Below are 16,074 nucleotides of genomic sequence, written 5' to 3' on the forward strand. Positions count from 1 at the left end.
CGGAATATCCTTTTACTTGGCCTTAGCAGCGGCGCTCAAACGCGCGTGCTCGGCGGGGTTGGTTCGGCGAAGCTCTACGCGCTCCATGCCGGTCATTTGGTCCCACGTTTTGGTGGCCCCGCCACCCTTACCCCCGGCAGCCCCGCCGCCGTTCGCTTGCGTGCCGCGCACCAATGCTGCGTAGCGCGGCGCTTGCTGGAATTCTTTTGCCAGGTCTTCGAGAGTGGCGATGGTCAGGTTGCCGGCGGCATCCGTGACCTTCACCTGCCCGTCTACGATCTTCAGGCGGCGCTGGACGAACTCAGCAAGGATCTCGGCGTTCTCGCCGTCGGCGATGCTGCTGGACACCTTCGAGGCTGCCGACGTCAGGTCGCGGCGCTCGATGCTCTGCGTCAGCTCGGCCAGTCGCGCGCGCTCAGCCGCCAGGGCTTGCTCGCTGCTGGCATACAGCTGCTCGAAGTCGCCTTTCGCTTTGGCGGCATCAAGTTTTTCGCGCTCGAGCTTCTCGTCCGCCTCGCGCTTCAGCCGCTTCGCTTCCTTGGCCTCGTCCAGCAGCGTCTGGTTCTGGCGCTTCAGGCCTTCCAGATCCTCACCACCGGCTGGCAAGCCCTCAACGCTCAGAACGAAGTCATCGCCCATCGCCTTGTAAAGCGCCTGCATGGCCGCATCGAGCGCTTCGTATTCCGCCTTGCTGATCTTGTACTTCATGTCATCCCCCGGATGATTTGCCGTTGGCTCAGCCTCAGGCAAAAAAAACCGGCTCAAGGCCGGTCGTTTGTGGTTCGTTGTCAGAGCCCTGCTCGCTCGAAAGCCAGCGGCTCAAGGTCTTTCAGTTGTTGAAGGGTCAGCGTCTTGCCGTTGTCATCCACGAACTTCTCCAGCGTCAGCTCGCCCTTGGTGAAGAGCGCGTACCGGTTCGGGCCGAGGATGTCTCGCTGGAAGGCAGCAGGCTGGCGCGAGAGCCATTCCTGATAGCTCGTCTTGCTGGATACCAGCGTGACGCCGTCAGGGCCGATTGAGGGCCGAGTAGACCCGGGAATCTCGCGGGCAAACTGATCTTTCAGCACGGGCAGCGCGCTCGATCGGCAATTCCAGTGGCCAGGCGGCTTGGGGTCTTCCCATCCGTAGATGTGCTGATCCCTCGCCTGACACATGGCGCTGGTCTTGCTGTCGAGCGTGGATATCCAGCGCCAGCCCTGAAGGATGTCGTCGTTGGCCTTGAGCGTTTCCATGCGCGCCGTGCTGGCGACATGGTTGGTCATGGTTCGGACGAGCGACGAGGCCTGATCCTGATGCAACTGGTGGATGCTGGTGAGTCTCCGGCCGATCTGCTGGCTGGTCTCACCCAGGCTGGAACCAATCTGAATCTCGCCGATGATCTCGGCCGCCTTCTTGGTCCCGAACTGATCGAGCGCACCGCTGATGCTGATCCGCTGTACACCCTTGCGAGCCTCCAGCAGCATCGGGTCAGCCAGTGCCGCAGCGCTCACCATCTCAGCGGACGGCACGTTGAACTGCACAACGGCCTTGATGACCTTGCCGAGCATCTTGCCGTTGAACTCAGCCTCGTAGACCGCGAATTCGCCAAGATCGAGCTGCGCCCTTCCCTTCATATCGTCGTAGATGCCCCGCAAATCGCCTTGGAGCGTTTCTATCTGCGAGGTGTACCGACGCGTGCCGTAGGCGCTCAGTCCTGCCGCCACGCGCGCCTTTGCCGTGTTGATGGCCTTGCTGATGAATGACGCCACCCGTTTCAGGTTGCCGCCAGCGTATCGCTGGACGTACACCTGGTGCCGAGTGGTGGCATCCGTCAGATAGCCCTCGCTACTCATCCTTCACCTCTGGCGGCTCGTTCGGCGTCAGTGGGTCACCTTCGCTTCCCGGCACCGGCGCCTCGCCCTCGCGATCGTCGTCGATGTCGTCGTCTGTGCGGTCCGACTCCAGCACGCCAGCCTGACGCAGGTTCGTGCGCAGGTCCTTCTTGGCGATGATGCCCTGTTGCCAGAGCTGCATCTGAGCCAGGATCGACTGCGCGTCCATGACCTGATCGAAGAACTCCTGATTGAGCCAGAAGACGGTTCCGTTCTCGTCGACCGCGTCCATCATGAAGCGCTGAGCATCGAACAGGGACAGCCGCACAACCTCGGATACGTTGCCGGCGATCGTACCCAGCATCGAGTTATCCGAGCTGTAGCGGATGCGAACAGCTTCTGCCGTCTCGGCGCCACCGCCCTGCTGGACGATGCGGGCGCCGATCATGAGCATCTGCTCTTCCTTGTCCTTCATCAGCTCGCGGGCGAGCTGCGTTTCCTTGGCCTGCAGCATGACGGCGGAGCCGACCTTGCCAAGCAAGTGGCCCTTTCTCGACCCGATCTGCACACCGTTGGGGTTGTGAGTCTTGAAGGTGTCCGGATCGAGATCACTGGTGAGGAACAGCGTCGGCTGCGAACTGATGAAGCCCGCCTCTTCCACCGTGGCGCTGTTGCCGTAGTGGAGGATGTTCACCTCTGCAAGATCTTCGAGCGGCGCCTTGTCGATACTGGCGTCGTTGTTCTGGGAGCCGAAAAAGTGGAACGGGATGTGGTCGAAGGCCTTGCCGGTCTTGTCAGTCGGGTTCGTCTCTACGCCGTCCGGGGTGTCTTCCGTGTACACGCGCTGCACGTACTTGCCGCCGATCAGCATCAGCGCGCGGTATTGATCCTTGGCGGTGAACTCGAACCCGTCGAGCGTGGCCTCGTTGATCTTTTCGTGCAGCACCACCAGCGTCAGCCGGCGCACGCCATCGATCACATCCTCGCGCCAGTTGACGATACTCTCGGCCGGGTAGAAGTGGATGTAGGCGCGTGCATTCGCAGCCTGGGCGACAGTGAGCGAGGTTTGACCCTCTGGCAACTCAACCTTCGGGAAGTCCACCAGCAGCCCGCCGCGACCAGTGTCGAGGCATTCGCCGGTTGCTTCCTTGCACAACTGCTCAAGGCTGGAGCCGTCACCGCTGACGTTTTCGAGCAGGTAGTCGATGGCCGACGGCAGTTCGATCTCCGCCGTCTTGCGGAACACCGCTCCCAGCAGGCCGGTACGCGTGCGACCGGTGACGTTGAGGAACATTGCCCGCTTCTTGAGCTGCTCATACCGCGCGATGTTCTCGGGCGACTGATTCAGCGGGTCAGGCATGGGCAGATATTCGTTGTACTTGCGAACCTCTCTCGGCCCGGCTACGCAACGCTTGACCAGCTGCCAACCGGGCAAGGCATCGCTGTACTCCTGCCTGATGGCGCTGTAGTTGGGCATATGGGCCTCAGAAAGTGAAGGTGACAGGAATGTGTGTCATCGGCTTGATGATCGGGTAGTCGTGGTGGATGAAGTAGCCGCCTGCGTCGTTCGCGTGGTCGACGCCTGACTTCTTGTCTGGCTCGCCATTCGGCGCCCACACCTGCTGCTCCAGGCCATCGGCATAAGTCGGGCAGCGCAGCGGGTTTACCAGGTAGCGCCGCTCGCCATTGGCGTTGCAGAACATCGCGTTCATGGCGTTGATGCGGTCTTTCACCGGCGGGTTCGCATCTGGTGCGATGACGCTGAATCCCGCTTGGCGCAGGATGGCAATGTCCGTCTCACTGGCATTTACCGACTTGCGGGAACCGCCCGAGGCATCTGGATAGATTCGAATCTCGCAAGTTTTCTCGTAGTCCTTGCCGTTGTAGCGCCAGTAGCGTTCCTTGATGCGCCGGATCATGTCCGGGGTATCGAAGCCATCGATCAGCTCGTCGACTGCCCGAGGCTTCCCGTCTGCGCGCTTGACGTGCGTGATCGCCGCCATCTTGCCGACGTTGAAGTCCATGCCGATGAAAAGCGGTTCGCCGGGATCTACAGCGTCGAAGCAGCCATTCAGCTTCCGGTCGTACGCGTGATAGATCGACCCGGCATTCAGGTTGACGAACTGCCCGTTGAGGTAGGCCAGGATCAGCTGTGGCGGGTACGATTCCATCAACGATGGGATGTAATCGGGCGGCAGGTTCAATTCGTTGTCGAACGTGCTGGCCTGCACCAGGCCGTACATGCCTTGGAGCGATGGCTTCTCGCGCAGCTGCTTCACGAACTGCTGGTAGACGAACTTGAAGCCTTCCGGCGTCGTGGTCACGTCTACGCCGTTCTTGAGCCCCGGCTCGTTGTATCGCATACGGGCAATGATCTTGCGCCATGCATGCTCAGCCTTCAGTGCGGGCAAGACGTCCAGTTCATCCACCAACGCGTGGCCAATCTTGAAACCAACAATCGTCTGCGGCTTCTCCATCGAGCGGCAGATGGTGGTGCTGCGATACTGACCGCCGCTGTAGAACTCGACCTCTTTGTCGCTTTCCTTGGTCTTGACCTTCAGGCCCCAGTCGAAAGCCACTTCTTCAATCGTCGGGAAGAAGATGTCGCGGATCTGCGGGTATGTCGGAGCGAAGTAGCCCGAGTTGATTCGAGGCCATTCCCATACGTGCTTGCAGATGCCTGCGCAGCCTACCCACGTTTTCCCGGAACCAAACCCAGCGACAAAGCCGCGAAACTTGTTCTCCATCTGGAGGAATTTTGCCTGCGGGACGTTAAGCGTCGGCATCAGGCTTCCTCGCGTCCACCACGTCTACCTGCACTCGGGTGGGCGGGAGGTTGTCGTGAGGGTTTTCGTTTTTGGTTTGGCGATTCACATAGACATCGCCGACTTCCTTCGCGGCCTGCTCCAGCAACTGGGCAGTCAGCGCCATGTTCTTCATGTTCTCGGCCTTCTCGGCCATGCGTCCCAGGGTGCGAAGTCGATACGCTCGGTTGGCGATCGGGATCTCTGCCGTCTCTTCGCGAAACCTCTTGCGGGTGTCGTTGAACAGCGTCTGCCACTTCACGTGCAGGTTGCGTCCAACGTACTTGGTTGGGTCGTATGCCTCGCATTGCTGGCGGGTCACTTCGAGCCCGAATCTTTCTTTGACGGACGCCACGACTTGCGATGGCGTGTCAAAGCAGGCGAGAGCCTGTACGACAAAGGCTTTCACCTCGTCTCTGAGTGCGGCCATAAGTGGGCATCCGTCAAAGTACTGTCAAAGTCAGGCCGACTTGAGCAGACAGGTTCCGCAGGCCCTCGATATGTTCAATTTCCCCACCTCGGCAGGATTGTTTGCAGCGTCCACCAGCTCTTGCACCTGAGCGCTTGCCCCATAGCGACGCACCACACCGACGAACTCTTCAACGTCGTGTCCGCGCATCTCAAGCTTGGGCAATCCTTCTTGGGTGAACTTGGGTGCGCCGTACTGATCGGTCGCTTGGGCAATGTGGTAGAGCTCATGCTCAACCAGTGCGCAGAAGTCAGCGTCGGAGCACTGAGCGCAGTAATCGGCAGCCAGGGTGATGATGTAGGCCGGCACGTCGCCGAACCAATCCAGCATCTGCTGTTCCATCCGGGCTTTCTGCCAGCCACCGGCGCGGAACGCTACCTGTTCGGCCTGACCGACCACCGTGCGCCCCTTCTTCGTGAAGGCGGCGGAGGCCCACATGACTCGCACGTCCGCATCGATCAGATGGGCATGGTCTTCGTTGTGGATGCTGCCGGTGTCGGCGAGAATCTCGGATTGGAGCCATTCCCACACCTCAGGCGCGGGGATCAGGCGAATACCGAAGCTGGACAGCTCAGACAGGTTGAGTAGTGATTCAGGCGGCATTGGTCGATTCATTTCATCTCCATCCGCCCACTCAACTAAGATCAGTTGCACTCAACCAGGGAAATCCGTAAGTGAGCCATCGCATTGATGAAACAGCTGTGCTGAAGGCCGCATCAGAATGGGCGGAGCGAACCGGGAGGAACACCGAGACGGTAAGCTCAACCGCTCAGGACGTCATGGTCAGGCTTAAGTCCAAGCTCACAGCTTCCGAATATCAGGGAGCGCTCAAGCAGCTTCATGGCCAATACAAACGCGATAATGTCTCTTGAACAGTGTCGCGACACAATTTGCACTCTCGCGAAACGTGTCGCGACCTACTTGCTCTGACTGCGCTTGATCTGCGCGTCCACCTGGTCTGCGCAGGTGTCGAGTAGGTTGATGGCTTGGTTCTTCAGTTCCCACAGCTGGCCGTTGTCGGCGAGGTCTTCATCAGCTACCCGCTCACATGGCACCAGCTCAGGGGGTTCGACTCTTACCGCCGCTGTCTTTGTTACCACTTGCGGCTTTCCCGCGCAGGCCGTCAGGCAGAGGCTGAGCAGCCCAATCACGAACAGGCTTGCTGTTGCGCTTGAGTTCTTCAAAGTTCTTCTCCGCCTTTCTGGCTTTGGCTTGGCTGGCCTGTAACCGCTTGTTCAGGTCTTTCTGGTAATCGGCGTTGCGCTGGGCTTCGGCGCGCAGGGTGGTGATCGTGGCCTGGCTTTCGAGGTTGGCGTCGACCGCCTTCTTCTTCTCGCTGGCTTCGAATGCCACCTCCCCGCGAAGGGCGACGACGCGCGACTGCTGGATCCCAATGAGGAGCAGGCCGACCAAGGCAATGATGATTGCAGCAGCGAAGGCCTTCATGCGGCATCTGCCTTGCGACCGAGGAAGCGGGTCACCAGCTCGCGTATGGCGGTCACGCCAAGGAACCCAATAGTCCCTCCCGCGGCGATCGATAGGCTTGAAGGCCAGGCCATCCACTCGATAACGCTGGACGCGACCAGACTCAGCGATCCACAGATCAGCGCCTCGAAAATGATCCGGCGCACGCTGGTTTCTTTTCCGTCGTAGATGACGCGAAGCAAGCAAACGGTGATGGCCATGATGACGCCCGCCATTAGCGGATTGCTCAACGCCAGCCAGAGCTTGGCCCATGAGTCTGGCTTGTCAGGCATGTTTGGCATCCGGGTTGCCTCCCCCTTGGGGAGATTGATAAATCCGGCGTCCGCTGCACTCCCAGCTCGGGGCAATGGGTGTGGGGAGCCGAAAACGAAAAGCCCCTGCGAATGCAGAGGCCCTGAATAGGTGCGCGGCGACCGAAACCCGGCAGCGCATAAACCAAAAGCCCCGCACGTTGGCGAGGCTTTGAAGTGGTCGTGCGCTGGAGGTAAGTTGCGCAGTGTGGGAAAAGTACATCAAATTCCCCACCATGACAACACTTTTATGCCGCATCCTCTGAATTTTCTGCGTGAATAACCTGCCACACCGGCTGCTGTGCCTGAATATCCACTTCCTCGATGGCGTTTCGCAGGAAATTCCAGATGTCGAGCCAGTCGCGATCCCAGTGCTTGGGCTGGATAGCGATCCCGTACAGCTTCAACATGGCGTCAGACACTCGGGCTGGCCCCCACGCATCACCACCGTTCGCCTCGGCCTTGTAGGACTGCAGGGCACAAGTGATCAGGCAATGCACCTTCGCCGCCTTGGCATCAGTGAGCGCACTGAAGTCGGTATCCGACCAGATCAGCTTCTCGGCGTTGAGCATGTGAACGACTGTCATGCACGGGTGGTAGAGGTAGTGCCCCAACTGCTGCACCTGGAACGGCAAGGACTCGATCGCCTTCTGGACCTTCCCCATCGTCACCAGGTGGGCGGCGCGATGCGTCGACCGGCCAATTGGCGTGCGGCGCGTCTCGGCGATGTGGATCTTCTGTCGCACGGCCTTGATGCGCTCTTCCTTGTCGTCGCCCTGGGCGGCGAAGATGATCTCTCGAAGCGCGGCCTTTTCCTTCCGGACGACAGTTGCGGATTTTGCCCGATCAGCCGCTGCCGCACTGATTGAGGCGTTCGACTCATGCTGTGCGTCTGTCCACGCTTGACGTGCGTTGATCAATTTCATGCTGCCTGCCCCTTCTTCAGTTCCCGAGTCTTGGCCCGGTATTCGGCCTTGATGGTTTTGATTTCTTCGACGGTGTGCTTGCGGGGCTCATGAGGCCCTTCGAGCCATGCAACGGTTTCGGCACCGATGCGCAGTACCAACCGGATGCGGTACTCGACCGCGTTACCGGACAGGTTGCGGTTGCACTTCACGCACTGGCGGTGAATGTTCAGCGGCTCGAAACGCAGCTCAGGACAGGCGCCGACAGATCGGTAATGGCCAGCGTCCCAGCGGCTGCCCGTGATCAGGTCGTTGTCGTTCGGCATCGAGTCGCAGCTGATGCACGGCAGGTGAGCGTCACGTAGGCGGACGTACTCGTTCACGGCGGCCTGTGCTTCTCGCAGGTGATCCGCCCTGCTCTTCAGCTTCTCCTTGCGCACCTGGATCTCGCGGCGGTCGCGCTGGGCGATGGCCTTGCGGGCTTTCTCGGTATTCGCCGGCGCCATGGCCAGCGCGCACTTCGGACTGCACACCGCCTGACCCAAGCGCTGCGGCGGGAAGCTGATGCCGCACGCTGGGTTCTTGCACTTCTTCGGCTTCGAGGCCTTCTGTTCCTTGATGGCGGTTCGCATCAATACCGCCCTCCCCACTTGTCCTGCTCGGTCCAGCGCACGTCATGCTCGGCGCCGAAGGCATGCATCAGCTCGAACAGATCGCTGAACCACTTCTGCGACTGCTTGCGGGTCGATACGGCCATGACCACGAACCCACCGTCGAGGCCTGGCTCCGCGCGCTGCTTCTCCAGCGAGGCACTGAAAAGGCACTTCCAGTCTTCACTGCTCAGCTTCTTGCCGTGCCAGACCACCTGCTCGGATACGTCCTTGAGCATTGCCCACATCTTGCGGTTGCAGATGTCCGGCCGCTTCTCGTCTTTGATGACCACGATCTTCGGCTTGGTGAAGTCGGTGGCGTGGAGTACGCCCATGAGGCGGCTGATGTCGCGCTGGCTGCGGATTGCGAATTCGGTCATTGCCCGAACTCCTTGAGCAATTGGCGCGCACCCATGACGGCACCTTTGTCGCCGGATGTGCGGCTAATGTCCTTGAGCCACCCCAGCATTCGGGTGTTCTGTGCTTTCAGGTCGACGACCATGCCGAGCAACTCGTCCCCGTCGGCGTCCATGTCGGACTTGAGCGCTTCGCCAATCGCGCCAAGGTCGCAAACGGCCGCCAGAAGCATGCGCTTGTGTGATTCGAGATCTTTGCGAAGCGCCTCGGTGTCAGCCAGCAGCTCCAGCGCCACCTCCTCCACGGTCTTCTCACCGAGGAATTCCTGCAGAGCCTCGGTGTTGCGCTTCCAGTCTGCGCAGTCGGCACGGTAAGACGCGGCTTCAGCCCACAGCAGCTTCTGGAGTTTTTGTTTGTCGATGGTCATGTCAGAAGTCCTCCTTGGTCACAGGTAGGACGGTGCGGCGGCCCTCCGAGTCGATTGGCGAAACCACGCCTTGGCGCACAAGTCCATCCATGAGCCGGCAGGCATTGCCGTAGCTGAGCTTGAAATTGCGCTGCAAGGCTGAAATCGATGCTCGGCTGGTTTCCCGAACGAAGGCTTCAGCGCGCACATGCAGCGCCTGCTTCTCTGCTTCCATGCGATCGAGAATCGCCTTCCACTCCGGACTAACCTCTTCGAACTCAGGAGCGCGAGCGTTCCAGTCGCGCAGTAACAGCGGAAGCTGGTCGTCCGTCTGCGGGCAGTCGAACTGCTGATCATCAAGCAGGCAGTTTTCCGCGTGATCGGCTGTGATGCGGTACCAGTCACGTCCAACTGATGAGAGGTGTGCTTTGCCACCACAAAACGGACATGGCAGCAGATCTTTTTTATTCGGCTCGCTATGGTCGGTCATTGGGAAAGCTCCTGATTTTTGTTCTTGCCGAATTTCGCAAGCAGCAGTGCGCGGGCGGACTTGCCGTCGGAAGGGATGCCCTGCTGGAGGATTCGTGTTTGGGTTTGCTGGTCGGCCAGTTCGTTCGCAAGCTCGAAGGCGGTCTTCTGGCTGTCGTGGCCGATGCCGGCGAGGATCTTGCCGTCCAGCGGCTGGCTGGCCTGAGCGCGACGGAGGATCACCTCGTAGTTGCGGTCGAAGCGTGCGCGCAGCCCCTTGTCTTCCTGCTTTGCTGCACGCAGGTCGAATAGGCCGGTTGCCTCCGATGCGAGCTTCACGGCTTCATGGCTGTAGGTGCCCATCAGCGCTTCGATCCAGGCATCGGCCGGCGCAGGCATGCCGAAGTCTTCAGGGCTCGGCACGCACATGGCGATGAACTCACCAACGCTCGGCGCGAAAGGCTTCTTGAGCTTGCGGCACTTCTGGATACCGAACTCGATCTGCTCCAGCGTGCGGATGCCTACATCGGCAAATTCCTTGAGCCACTCAGCCTTGGCGGCGTCCAAGGCTTCAGTCGACGGCCAAGCCTGGCGCCACGCCGGGAAGATTCCGCGCAGGCGTTGGAACAGATCGTTCACAACGTCGACCGTCTGAGTCGTCACTTGCAGAGGCTGGGTCTGCGTGGCCGGCGGCAGGTTGCCCATGGTCGCCATCAGTTGGTTGGCAGGCTTCATGGGCTCACCACAAGCCCTTCGGCCCAAGCATTGCTTTCGAAGTCAGGCTCGGCAGGCTGTCGACGCGGCGGGAACTGGCGGACATTGCTGGCCGTTGCGTTGTCGCGCTTCACCCACTTCACCAGCAGGCTCACCCAAGAGGCCTGCGTCTCGACGCGGCCAGAGGCCGAGTAGTGGCAGACGAATGCAGCAGTCGCCTCGCTGGTGAACTCAGCAACCGGAATCGCCATGCGCAGCGCATAGGACTTCAGCAGCTTCTGGTCTGGCACCCAGTCGAGGGTCATTTCAGTCGGCGACTTTGGGTCGACCGAATTTTCCTCATCCGCGTGTAGTGAGTTGTGTTGATCTTCTCCTATTCCCTTCCCTTCCCTTCCGGGGTCTACCGGTCGACGATCAGTCGACGACTCCTCGGCGAATTGTTGGCGAATGCTCTCCGACTGGTCGTCGAATTCAGAAGGTGGGCCTGGATATTTGAAGTTCTTTTTCTCGATCTTCTGGTGCTTCCAGCCACGGACGTGGAAGTAGTTTTTCCCGGTCACCCAGTAGCTCTGGATCAGCTCGGCGCCTTCCAGCTCGCCCAGCAGATTGCTCACCTCTTCAGTGGTGATGTCGTCACCTGGAAACACCAAGGCCTTGATGGTTCGCGGTGCCAGCGGATGGTTGCCGCCGTCATCGCAGAAATTCCACAGACCAATGAACAGCAGCCGAGCCATCGGACGGCAGGACATAACCTGCTCGCTCGACCAGAACTCGGGCTTGACGGTACGGATGCGAGCCATCACGCGGCCCCCTTGAGTGCTTTGTCATGAGTGAACAGTCCGTCCCAGGTCTTCTTCATTGGCAGCTCGCCCGCCAGGTACAGGTCGTACAGGCGCGCGGCGCCCTTCTTGAGCAGGGCGGGCGTGAAGGAAACGAACGGCTCTTTGCCGTGGGGAGTGACTTCGTGCTGATGCTCGGTCATGTACTTGTCGCGGGCGTAGGAAGCCACACGGAAGCGCAGGCCGGATTTGCTCTCGTTGTAGAGCCAGTTGCGGCTTTCGAGGAACTTGCCAACCTGCATGACGTTGACCCCATTGAGGCCCTTGCAGAACTGGGTGTGGGTCATCCCTTCCTTGAACAGGTTCTCCATGGAATGGATTTTTGTGGCCTGCGCCTCGACCTGGATCGACAGCTGCAGACGCTGCTGCTCAGCCTCGAACGCGATCTGGATGAGATCCATGCGGGAGAGTTCGCGGGGTTGGGCGATCTGCCCTTCCAGCTCCTGCCAGCGATCCACCAGTGCGGCGGTGAACTCCGGGCTGAGCTGGGCAACCACGACGAAGCTGTCGCGCTTGCAGACCAGATACTCGGAAGCCTTGCGGCCGAGGCTGTCGAGGTATTCCCCCATTGGGGGAAGAGCAATCACAGGGTTTCCATTCGCGTCGGTCCGCGCGGAAAGTCGTTCGATGGATTGCTTGACCTTGTCGTGGCGCGAGCCGACCAGTTCGGCAATCTCGCGAGAGGACATAGAGGTACGCGACACGTTTTCACCGTTGCCAAATTGTGTCGCGACACTGGCCGGGGTATTGATCGTTTGGATTGATTGGTGCATGATTTGCTCCACAAGCGATTTAAGAGAGCCGGGCTGCAATCCCGGCTTTTTTTCGTCCGAAGGAAAGTGACTGCCCCTTCTGTGTTCACAAAGAGTCCTAATCGAGGCCCTTTTTGTGTCCTACCAGCGAAAGCACAGGCGCTTTTCGCCGTACCTGTTTGAGCTGGGCTTGAAGCGCTAGCGACCTGCCCATCTCAAGGTATTCATCTGCCGCTCTTTCAAGGCTCCATCCGAGATCGACACTCAGCTGTCGAACCTCTTCCTGCACCTCCAGCGGCAGCATTTCGAATGTTGTTTCAGGCATAGGCCCTCCATAGGGGTCTTAAGCCGATTTATCCTGCTTGCTGGCCCCGTGGTGTTCTCGAAGAAGATCGGCGGCGCCCAGGCTGCGAGCCAGGTTCGCCAGCTCGTAGACGTAGGTCGCCAACTGCATGCCGGCCAAACGGGCTTCCATGCGCAACTTCCGAGCTTCCTCGGGCTTGTGACGGGTCTTGATCACTTCGCTACGTTTGTGGGCCGGGTTGTCAAAGGCCATACGGGTGATGCTCCTTGGTGATGGAAAAATGGTTATGCGGCGGATTTCTGGGATGGGAACGGACGCTGCTCTTGCGCCGACAAGCTGCCGTCGTCTTCGAGGGTCACGTACACATCACGACCTACGCGGATCGCCTTGCTGAGGGCGCCCTGCGTACAGCCGAGCAGCTGCGCGGCCTTTGTATGGCCGTGTTCTTTGGCAAATTCGGTGAGTGGGATTCGGCGCATTGCGGCGTCCTCTGCGTAGATTTCGCCACAAGTATGACCGCCGGTATTGTTAACAGTCAATACCGGCGATATTGGTTAAGTAAATACCGTGGGTAATAACATCACTTCATGAAAAAAGACTCCCGACGGCTACCGCTATCAGACTGGCAGCTGCAAGACAGCGCCCGACTGAAATCTCTATTCCAAGCAAAACGTGGGGAGCTGAAGCTTACTCAAGAAAAACTCGCGGCCGAGCTCGGCGATGGTGTCACCCAAGGCGCTGTCAGCCACTTTATGAACGGCCGCACCGCGCTGAGCATTAATGCAGCCGTGGTCTTTGCGAAAGCTCTCCAGGTCCCCGTATCAGATATAAGTCCGACGCTCGCCGCCCAGATCGAGAAGATGGCCGAATCGCTTCCCGATATGCGCTCTCCCCACCGTGAGGCGGAAGACATTCGCATCCCTCCGAGGAGCTTCGATCTCCGAAACGAGCCTGGTTATAAGGGCGTGCTGCAGTTGACGGCGCGCGGATCAACCGGTGATGGCGATGACAATCCTCATGTCGAAATCCGCGGCGTAATGGCCTTCAAATCGTCATGGCTGCGCGCGAACAACCTCAATCAGCGACACCTAGATGTCATTTATGCGAACGGCCACAGCATGGAGCCGACCATCAACGACGGCGACGTGCTTTTGGTGGATGAGTCCAAGGTCGAACCGAAAGACGGTCAGATCTTCGCCATGGAAAGCACCACCAAAGGCACGATCGTGAAGCGCCTGGTGAAGTCGGACATTGAGGGCTGGATCATCCGTAGCGACAACTCTGATAAAGCGCGCTACGGCGACGAGATATTGCGAGACGGCGAGATAAACGAAGTACGGATCATCGGACGCGTCGTATGGCGCGGCGGGATGCTTTAGCGGCTAACAAGACGCATGGCGCAGGGAAAAAAATGAGCACAGAACCGGATATGGTCAACATTGGCGGAATTCACGATATGCAATATTTGTGTGAGCCAAAGGAGATTTTTGCATACCTCGACACAATCGCCCCGCCAAAGGGATCACGGTTTTCATGTCCCGTTTGCTCGAATAATCAGTGGGGATGTTCAACAATCGGTTTTACTGACGAATCTGGAGTTTCTAAAGATCTCGTTGCCCCTTGTCAGTTGCCTCTCAAGGGCCCTAATGGTGCAACTGTGGGGATGAGCGGCAAAGAGCTGCCGAACTATCATTACGCACTTACCTGCTTGACCTGTGCAAACACGGTGTTTTTGAACGCTGCGATGGTACAAGGACGTATTCAACTCTTGCGGGAGCGGTCGGATGAGCAATCATAGATTGTTTCACGACTATCACCTCCCAAATGGGGTTGGTCTAGCAACGAACCCTTCGAATGACGATTCCGAAAATAGAAACATAGAAAGCATTTTGGAGGGGATCAAAAGCGACATATCGAATGATCAGTTCGCACATCTAATTCGGGATTATGAGCGATCGCTGTCCTCGATAGCAGAGTTGAATCTGCATCATCTTAGCTTTTCCTCACACCAAAAAATGTATGGCCTACTCAACCCTTTTTCCTCCCGCGTGATTGCTGACGCGGTCAGGAATAGCACGGAGCTCCTCAGCCTCCGAAAAAAGCCGAAATCATCAGAAGATGACAAGGCAGACGATGCTGTCCATACTGAAGGCATGACTGATATTTCGCGTGACGAGCTTAAAGCCCATCTTGAGAACCAAGACCTCAAGGTCGACGCTCGCCTTGGGAAATTCGAGCAGCGTGTCTCTGACGGTCTCACCGAGATGAATCACAGCTTGCAATTACTGGACAAAGACCTCGCCGGGCTCAGGGGCCTTAAAGGCACCATCATCCTAAACTCGGTTCTGTCCGTAATCGCTGTGGTTGGTATTGTAATCGCGGTGATGGCTTATGGTACGTCGAGTTTCGATTCTGGTAGGGATACGGCGCAGCTCCTCCAAGAGCTTCGCCAGCAATCGTTCGAAAATAAACAAATGCTCGAACAGATAAAGGCCAACCAAACGCCTAGTAAATAAGCAGTGAGCAAGCCCGGCCTAGAGCCGGGCTTGTTGTTTCTACCCTCCCCGATCTGATCCGCACCCCGCCACTGAGCGGGCTTTTTCATGCCTTTTGAAAAATACATGACCGGCGGTATTGACCACATACAATACCGGAGGTATTGTTCACCCATCGCAGCGACACACAGTCACTGCGAAGGGCCTCAACAGACCCGCCGCTCTTTAACAGTCAGCGCCATGAACGACTACCCGGTCAGTCCGGTTAGGTCACTCCCGGCTCCATCGGTGGGAGGTCAGTAAACCGATGAACAAAACCGCACTTGCCTCTACCGGCGACCGGCGATCCGACAGGCCCGAAAGCCTGCCCACGCGCAGCCCACTGCGACGGCGGACGAGGTGTTGACCGAACTGAGTGAATGACCTGGTAAGCGGGTGCGGTGAAAAACAGATTTCACTGGCTGGCCTTGGCGACAGGGCCAGACGGGAAATCAACTGAGGGCAAGACGATGAACAAGGTAATCCACATCACGCTGCGCGGAGAGCTGCAGGTCTTCGCTGATGCCGACCTGAACGCCTGCATCCGAGAGGCGAACAGGCTCAACGCTGAGCGTGGACTCACCAGTGGCGTGCGCGTTGTTGAGTGCGAAGACGGCCATCGAATGACGGCGGCTGATTGCAAGGCTGCTGCCCGATCCTCTCTATGAGAGCGCATCGGGGTGTGATCTGAGGCTAAGTCTCGGGCAGCGGATGTGCCAACCGGTCGCCTTCAGGGCTACCCCTTCCGCCGAATGCCGGTTGAGCCCCGGCCAGATCACACCCCGATGCGGAAAGACAGCGGCCTGTAACCGCCGACATGCATCAGGCATGGCTCACAGCAAAGGAAGAAAGCGAGGCAATTACTTAGCAGTAATCAATCCACCGCAGAGGCTTTCCAGCAAATCCTGGCCGCCTTTGGAATTGAAAAATTCAGTCGACTGCTTCACTTCCATTTCGTACCGAGGATTTGTAGCAACATCACGGATGTGTTTCGCCATCTCGTCAGTCATGCCCTCTTTCTGCTCCGTCAGGAATTTTTCTAAAGTGATACCTGCTTCTGGGTGTTTCTTTGCGCATGCCTGGGTGGATGCGACAGCCATAACCGCAGTGTTGTGGTCTGCGACAACGTCGGTGGTAGCCGAAGCTGGGACAGCATAAGCGAGGGCAATCACCGCGATGGCTGTAGCACTGCGAACTTTACTCAGAAACATTCAGATCTCCAGATCTCAATTATTTGGCATTAATGCCAAGACGTATCGGCCCAGCTCGCTGGTTCCTTTAGCGAT

Annotated in this window: 26 protein-coding genes; 5 read left to right on the forward strand and 21 right to left on the reverse strand. The window is 58.6% G+C overall.

Features of this window, described 5'->3' with window-relative positions:
- Positions 1 to 12: 12 nt before the first annotated feature.
- The 6 genes from ACV8MC_RS23400 to ACV8MC_RS23425 all read right to left on the reverse strand — a co-directional run bounded on the left by ACV8MC_RS23400 (position 13) and on the right by ACV8MC_RS23425 (position 5,699).
- Positions 13 to 708, reverse strand: a complete 696-nt coding sequence (locus ACV8MC_RS23400; protein WP_457263669.1) for a hypothetical protein — start codon at positions 706 to 708, stop codon at positions 13 to 15.
- 80 nt (positions 709 to 788) lie between these two features.
- Positions 789 to 1,832 (reverse strand): minor capsid protein, encoded by a 1,044-nt coding sequence (locus ACV8MC_RS23405; RefSeq protein WP_457263671.1) that lies wholly within the window; start codon positions 1,830 to 1,832, stop codon positions 789 to 791.
- Complete coding sequence (locus ACV8MC_RS23410) at positions 1,825 to 3,288, reverse strand: DUF4055 domain-containing protein (protein ID WP_457263673.1); 1,464 nt, start codon at positions 3,286 to 3,288, stop codon at positions 1,825 to 1,827. The genes ACV8MC_RS23405 and ACV8MC_RS23410 overlap by 8 nt, the downstream gene beginning before the upstream one ends.
- A gap of 7 nt (positions 3,289 to 3,295) precedes the next feature.
- Positions 3,296 to 4,597: a terminase large subunit domain-containing protein gene (locus ACV8MC_RS23415; protein WP_457263675.1), complete on the reverse strand. Its 1,302-nt coding sequence runs from the start codon at positions 4,595 to 4,597 to the stop codon at positions 3,296 to 3,298.
- The gene (locus tag ACV8MC_RS23420) at positions 4,584 to 5,045 is read right to left on the reverse strand and encodes a DUF2280 domain-containing protein (protein ID WP_085703915.1); all 462 of its coding nucleotides are present in this window, start codon (positions 5,043 to 5,045) and stop codon (positions 4,584 to 4,586) included. Before ACV8MC_RS23420 ends, ACV8MC_RS23415 begins: the two co-directional genes overlap by 14 nt.
- A gap of 30 nt (positions 5,046 to 5,075) precedes the next feature.
- Positions 5,076 to 5,699, reverse strand: a complete 624-nt coding sequence (locus tag ACV8MC_RS23425) for a putative metallopeptidase (RefSeq protein WP_457263677.1) — start codon at positions 5,697 to 5,699, stop codon at positions 5,076 to 5,078.
- A gap of 59 nt (positions 5,700 to 5,758) precedes the next feature.
- Between ACV8MC_RS23425 and ACV8MC_RS23430 the strand changes: the two genes are divergently transcribed.
- Positions 5,759 to 5,956 (forward strand): hypothetical protein, encoded by a 198-nt coding sequence (locus tag ACV8MC_RS23430; RefSeq protein WP_016773999.1) that lies wholly within the window; start codon positions 5,759 to 5,761, stop codon positions 5,954 to 5,956.
- Positions 5,957 to 6,001: 45 nt separating this feature from the next.
- Here the strand turns inward: ACV8MC_RS23430 and ACV8MC_RS23435 are convergent, their stop codons facing one another.
- From ACV8MC_RS23435 to ACV8MC_RS23500, 14 genes are all read right to left on the reverse strand, one after another.
- Positions 6,002 to 6,184 carry a hypothetical protein gene (locus ACV8MC_RS23435; RefSeq protein ID WP_047297581.1) on the reverse strand — a complete coding sequence of 61 codons (183 nt, stop codon included), beginning with the start codon at positions 6,182 to 6,184 and terminating at the stop codon, positions 6,002 to 6,004.
- Complete coding sequence (locus tag ACV8MC_RS23440; RefSeq protein ID WP_457263679.1) at positions 6,144 to 6,530, reverse strand: hypothetical protein; 387 nt, start codon at positions 6,528 to 6,530, stop codon at positions 6,144 to 6,146. The genes ACV8MC_RS23435 and ACV8MC_RS23440 overlap by 41 nt, the downstream gene beginning before the upstream one ends.
- Positions 6,527 to 6,850 carry a phage holin, lambda family gene (locus ACV8MC_RS23445; protein WP_047301230.1) on the reverse strand — a complete coding sequence of 108 codons (324 nt, stop codon included), beginning with the start codon at positions 6,848 to 6,850 and terminating at the stop codon, positions 6,527 to 6,529. Before ACV8MC_RS23445 ends, ACV8MC_RS23440 begins: the two co-directional genes overlap by 4 nt.
- Positions 6,851 to 7,107: 257 nt before the next feature.
- A complete protein-coding gene (locus ACV8MC_RS23450; protein ID WP_449100275.1) occupies positions 7,108 to 7,785 on the reverse strand; it encodes a hypothetical protein in 678 nt (225 codons plus the stop codon).
- Positions 7,782 to 8,396 carry a recombination protein NinG gene (locus ACV8MC_RS23455; RefSeq protein ID WP_457263681.1) on the reverse strand — a complete coding sequence of 205 codons (615 nt, stop codon included), beginning with the start codon at positions 8,394 to 8,396 and terminating at the stop codon, positions 7,782 to 7,784. Before ACV8MC_RS23455 ends, ACV8MC_RS23450 begins: the two co-directional genes overlap by 4 nt.
- The gene (locus tag ACV8MC_RS23460; RefSeq protein ID WP_457263683.1) at positions 8,396 to 8,794 is read right to left on the reverse strand and encodes a recombination protein NinB; all 399 of its coding nucleotides are present in this window, start codon (positions 8,792 to 8,794) and stop codon (positions 8,396 to 8,398) included. The genes ACV8MC_RS23455 and ACV8MC_RS23460 overlap by 1 nt, the downstream gene beginning before the upstream one ends.
- Positions 8,791 to 9,198 (reverse strand): hypothetical protein, encoded by a 408-nt coding sequence (locus ACV8MC_RS23465; protein WP_457263685.1) that lies wholly within the window; start codon positions 9,196 to 9,198, stop codon positions 8,791 to 8,793. Before ACV8MC_RS23465 ends, ACV8MC_RS23460 begins: the two co-directional genes overlap by 4 nt.
- 1 nt (position 9,199) lies before the next feature.
- Positions 9,200 to 9,667 (reverse strand): DNA translocase FtsK, encoded by a 468-nt coding sequence (locus ACV8MC_RS23470; RefSeq protein ID WP_457263687.1) that lies wholly within the window; start codon positions 9,665 to 9,667, stop codon positions 9,200 to 9,202.
- Entirely contained in the window at positions 9,664 to 10,380 is a 717-nt protein-coding gene (locus tag ACV8MC_RS23475) for a replication protein P (protein WP_457263689.1), read from the reverse strand. The genes ACV8MC_RS23470 and ACV8MC_RS23475 overlap by 4 nt, the downstream gene beginning before the upstream one ends.
- Positions 10,377 to 11,159: a DnaT-like ssDNA-binding domain-containing protein gene (locus ACV8MC_RS23480; RefSeq protein WP_457263690.1), complete on the reverse strand. Its 783-nt coding sequence runs from the start codon at positions 11,157 to 11,159 to the stop codon at positions 10,377 to 10,379. Before ACV8MC_RS23480 ends, ACV8MC_RS23475 begins: the two co-directional genes overlap by 4 nt.
- Positions 11,159 to 11,971 carry a Rha family transcriptional regulator gene (locus tag ACV8MC_RS23485; RefSeq protein ID WP_457263692.1) on the reverse strand — a complete coding sequence of 271 codons (813 nt, stop codon included), beginning with the start codon at positions 11,969 to 11,971 and terminating at the stop codon, positions 11,159 to 11,161. The genes ACV8MC_RS23480 and ACV8MC_RS23485 overlap by 1 nt, the downstream gene beginning before the upstream one ends.
- Before the next feature lie 97 nt (positions 11,972 to 12,068).
- The gene (locus ACV8MC_RS23490) at positions 12,069 to 12,275 is read right to left on the reverse strand and encodes a hypothetical protein (RefSeq protein ID WP_047297572.1); all 207 of its coding nucleotides are present in this window, start codon (positions 12,273 to 12,275) and stop codon (positions 12,069 to 12,071) included.
- An 18-nt stretch (positions 12,276 to 12,293) separates the two neighbouring features.
- Positions 12,294 to 12,506 (reverse strand): hypothetical protein, encoded by a 213-nt coding sequence (locus ACV8MC_RS23495; protein WP_047297571.1) that lies wholly within the window; start codon positions 12,504 to 12,506, stop codon positions 12,294 to 12,296.
- 32 nt (positions 12,507 to 12,538) lie between these two features.
- On the reverse strand, positions 12,539 to 12,733 hold the full coding sequence (locus ACV8MC_RS23500) for a Cro/CI family transcriptional regulator (RefSeq protein ID WP_028236757.1): 195 nt from the start codon (positions 12,731 to 12,733) through the stop codon (positions 12,539 to 12,541).
- A gap of 108 nt (positions 12,734 to 12,841) precedes the next feature.
- Between ACV8MC_RS23500 and ACV8MC_RS23505 the strand changes: the two genes are divergently transcribed.
- The 4 genes from ACV8MC_RS23505 to ACV8MC_RS23520 all read left to right on the forward strand — a co-directional run bounded on the left by ACV8MC_RS23505 (position 12,842) and on the right by ACV8MC_RS23520 (position 15,456).
- The gene (locus ACV8MC_RS23505; protein ID WP_457263695.1) at positions 12,842 to 13,633 is read left to right on the forward strand and encodes a LexA family transcriptional regulator; all 792 of its coding nucleotides are present in this window, start codon (positions 12,842 to 12,844) and stop codon (positions 13,631 to 13,633) included.
- Between the two features lie 32 nt (positions 13,634 to 13,665).
- Positions 13,666 to 14,052, forward strand: coding sequence for a hypothetical protein (locus tag ACV8MC_RS23510; protein ID WP_457263697.1), 387 nt, complete (start codon positions 13,666 to 13,668; stop codon positions 14,050 to 14,052).
- Positions 14,039 to 14,770, forward strand: a complete 732-nt coding sequence (locus tag ACV8MC_RS23515; protein ID WP_457263698.1) for a hypothetical protein — start codon at positions 14,039 to 14,041, stop codon at positions 14,768 to 14,770. Before ACV8MC_RS23510 ends, ACV8MC_RS23515 begins: the two co-directional genes overlap by 14 nt.
- A 488-nt stretch (positions 14,771 to 15,258) precedes the next feature.
- Positions 15,259 to 15,456 carry a hypothetical protein gene (locus ACV8MC_RS23520; RefSeq protein WP_125926727.1) on the forward strand — a complete coding sequence of 66 codons (198 nt, stop codon included), beginning with the start codon at positions 15,259 to 15,261 and terminating at the stop codon, positions 15,454 to 15,456.
- 192 nt (positions 15,457 to 15,648) lie between these two features.
- Here ACV8MC_RS23520 and ACV8MC_RS23525 read toward each other — a convergent pair whose 3' ends face one another.
- Positions 15,649 to 15,999, reverse strand: coding sequence for a hypothetical protein (locus ACV8MC_RS23525; protein ID WP_041478739.1), 351 nt, complete (start codon positions 15,997 to 15,999; stop codon positions 15,649 to 15,651).
- Positions 16,000 to 16,074: the final 75 nt, after the last annotated feature.

The organism is Pseudomonas sp. PK-RTE-24, assembly GCF_054052265.1.

Coding starts and splice junctions, on each gene's coding strand:
- ACV8MC_RS23400 (WP_457263669.1), bottom strand. CDS start 708: ATGAAGTACAAGATCAGCAAGGCGGAATACGAAGCGCTCGATGCGGCC.
- ACV8MC_RS23405 (WP_457263671.1), bottom strand. CDS start 1,832: ATGAGTAGCGAGGGCTATCTGACGGATGCCACCACTCGGCACCAGGTG.
- ACV8MC_RS23410 (WP_457263673.1), bottom strand. CDS start 3,288: ATGCCCAACTACAGCGCCATCAGGCAGGAGTACAGCGATGCCTTGCCC.
- ACV8MC_RS23415 (WP_457263675.1), bottom strand. CDS start 4,597: ATGCCGACGCTTAACGTCCCGCAGGCAAAATTCCTCCAGATGGAGAAC.
- ACV8MC_RS23420 (WP_085703915.1), bottom strand. CDS start 5,045: ATGGCCGCACTCAGAGACGAGGTGAAAGCCTTTGTCGTACAGGCTCTC.
- ACV8MC_RS23425 (WP_457263677.1), bottom strand. CDS start 5,699: ATGAATCGACCAATGCCGCCTGAATCACTACTCAACCTGTCTGAGCTG.
- ACV8MC_RS23440 (WP_457263679.1), bottom strand. CDS start 6,530: ATGAAGGCCTTCGCTGCTGCAATCATCATTGCCTTGGTCGGCCTGCTC.
- ACV8MC_RS23445 (WP_047301230.1), bottom strand. CDS start 6,850: ATGCCAAACATGCCTGACAAGCCAGACTCATGGGCCAAGCTCTGGCTG.
- ACV8MC_RS23450 (WP_449100275.1), bottom strand. CDS start 7,785: ATGAAATTGATCAACGCACGTCAAGCGTGGACAGACGCACAGCATGAG.
- ACV8MC_RS23455 (WP_457263681.1), bottom strand. CDS start 8,396: ATGCGAACCGCCATCAAGGAACAGAAGGCCTCGAAGCCGAAGAAGTGC.
- ACV8MC_RS23460 (WP_457263683.1), bottom strand. CDS start 8,794: ATGACCGAATTCGCAATCCGCAGCCAGCGCGACATCAGCCGCCTCATG.
- ACV8MC_RS23465 (WP_457263685.1), bottom strand. CDS start 9,198: ATGACCATCGACAAACAAAAACTCCAGAAGCTGCTGTGGGCTGAAGCC.
- ACV8MC_RS23470 (WP_457263687.1), bottom strand. CDS start 9,667: ATGACCGACCATAGCGAGCCGAATAAAAAAGATCTGCTGCCATGTCCG.
- ACV8MC_RS23475 (WP_457263689.1), bottom strand. CDS start 10,380: ATGAAGCCTGCCAACCAACTGATGGCGACCATGGGCAACCTGCCGCCG.
- ACV8MC_RS23480 (WP_457263690.1), bottom strand. CDS start 11,159: ATGGCTCGCATCCGTACCGTCAAGCCCGAGTTCTGGTCGAGCGAGCAG.
- ACV8MC_RS23485 (WP_457263692.1), bottom strand. CDS start 11,971: ATGCACCAATCAATCCAAACGATCAATACCCCGGCCAGTGTCGCGACA.
- ACV8MC_RS23490 (WP_047297572.1), bottom strand. CDS start 12,275: ATGCCTGAAACAACATTCGAAATGCTGCCGCTGGAGGTGCAGGAAGAG.
- ACV8MC_RS23495 (WP_047297571.1), bottom strand. CDS start 12,506: ATGGCCTTTGACAACCCGGCCCACAAACGTAGCGAAGTGATCAAGACC.
- ACV8MC_RS23500 (WP_028236757.1), bottom strand. CDS start 12,733: ATGCGCCGAATCCCACTCACCGAATTTGCCAAAGAACACGGCCATACA.
- ACV8MC_RS23505 (WP_457263695.1), top strand. CDS start 12,842: ATGAAAAAAGACTCCCGACGGCTACCGCTATCAGACTGGCAGCTGCAA.
- ACV8MC_RS23510 (WP_457263697.1), top strand. CDS start 13,666: ATGAGCACAGAACCGGATATGGTCAACATTGGCGGAATTCACGATATG.
- ACV8MC_RS23515 (WP_457263698.1), top strand. CDS start 14,039: ATGAGCAATCATAGATTGTTTCACGACTATCACCTCCCAAATGGGGTT.
- ACV8MC_RS23520 (WP_125926727.1), top strand. CDS start 15,259: ATGAACAAGGTAATCCACATCACGCTGCGCGGAGAGCTGCAGGTCTTC.
- ACV8MC_RS23525 (WP_041478739.1), bottom strand. CDS start 15,999: ATGTTTCTGAGTAAAGTTCGCAGTGCTACAGCCATCGCGGTGATTGCC.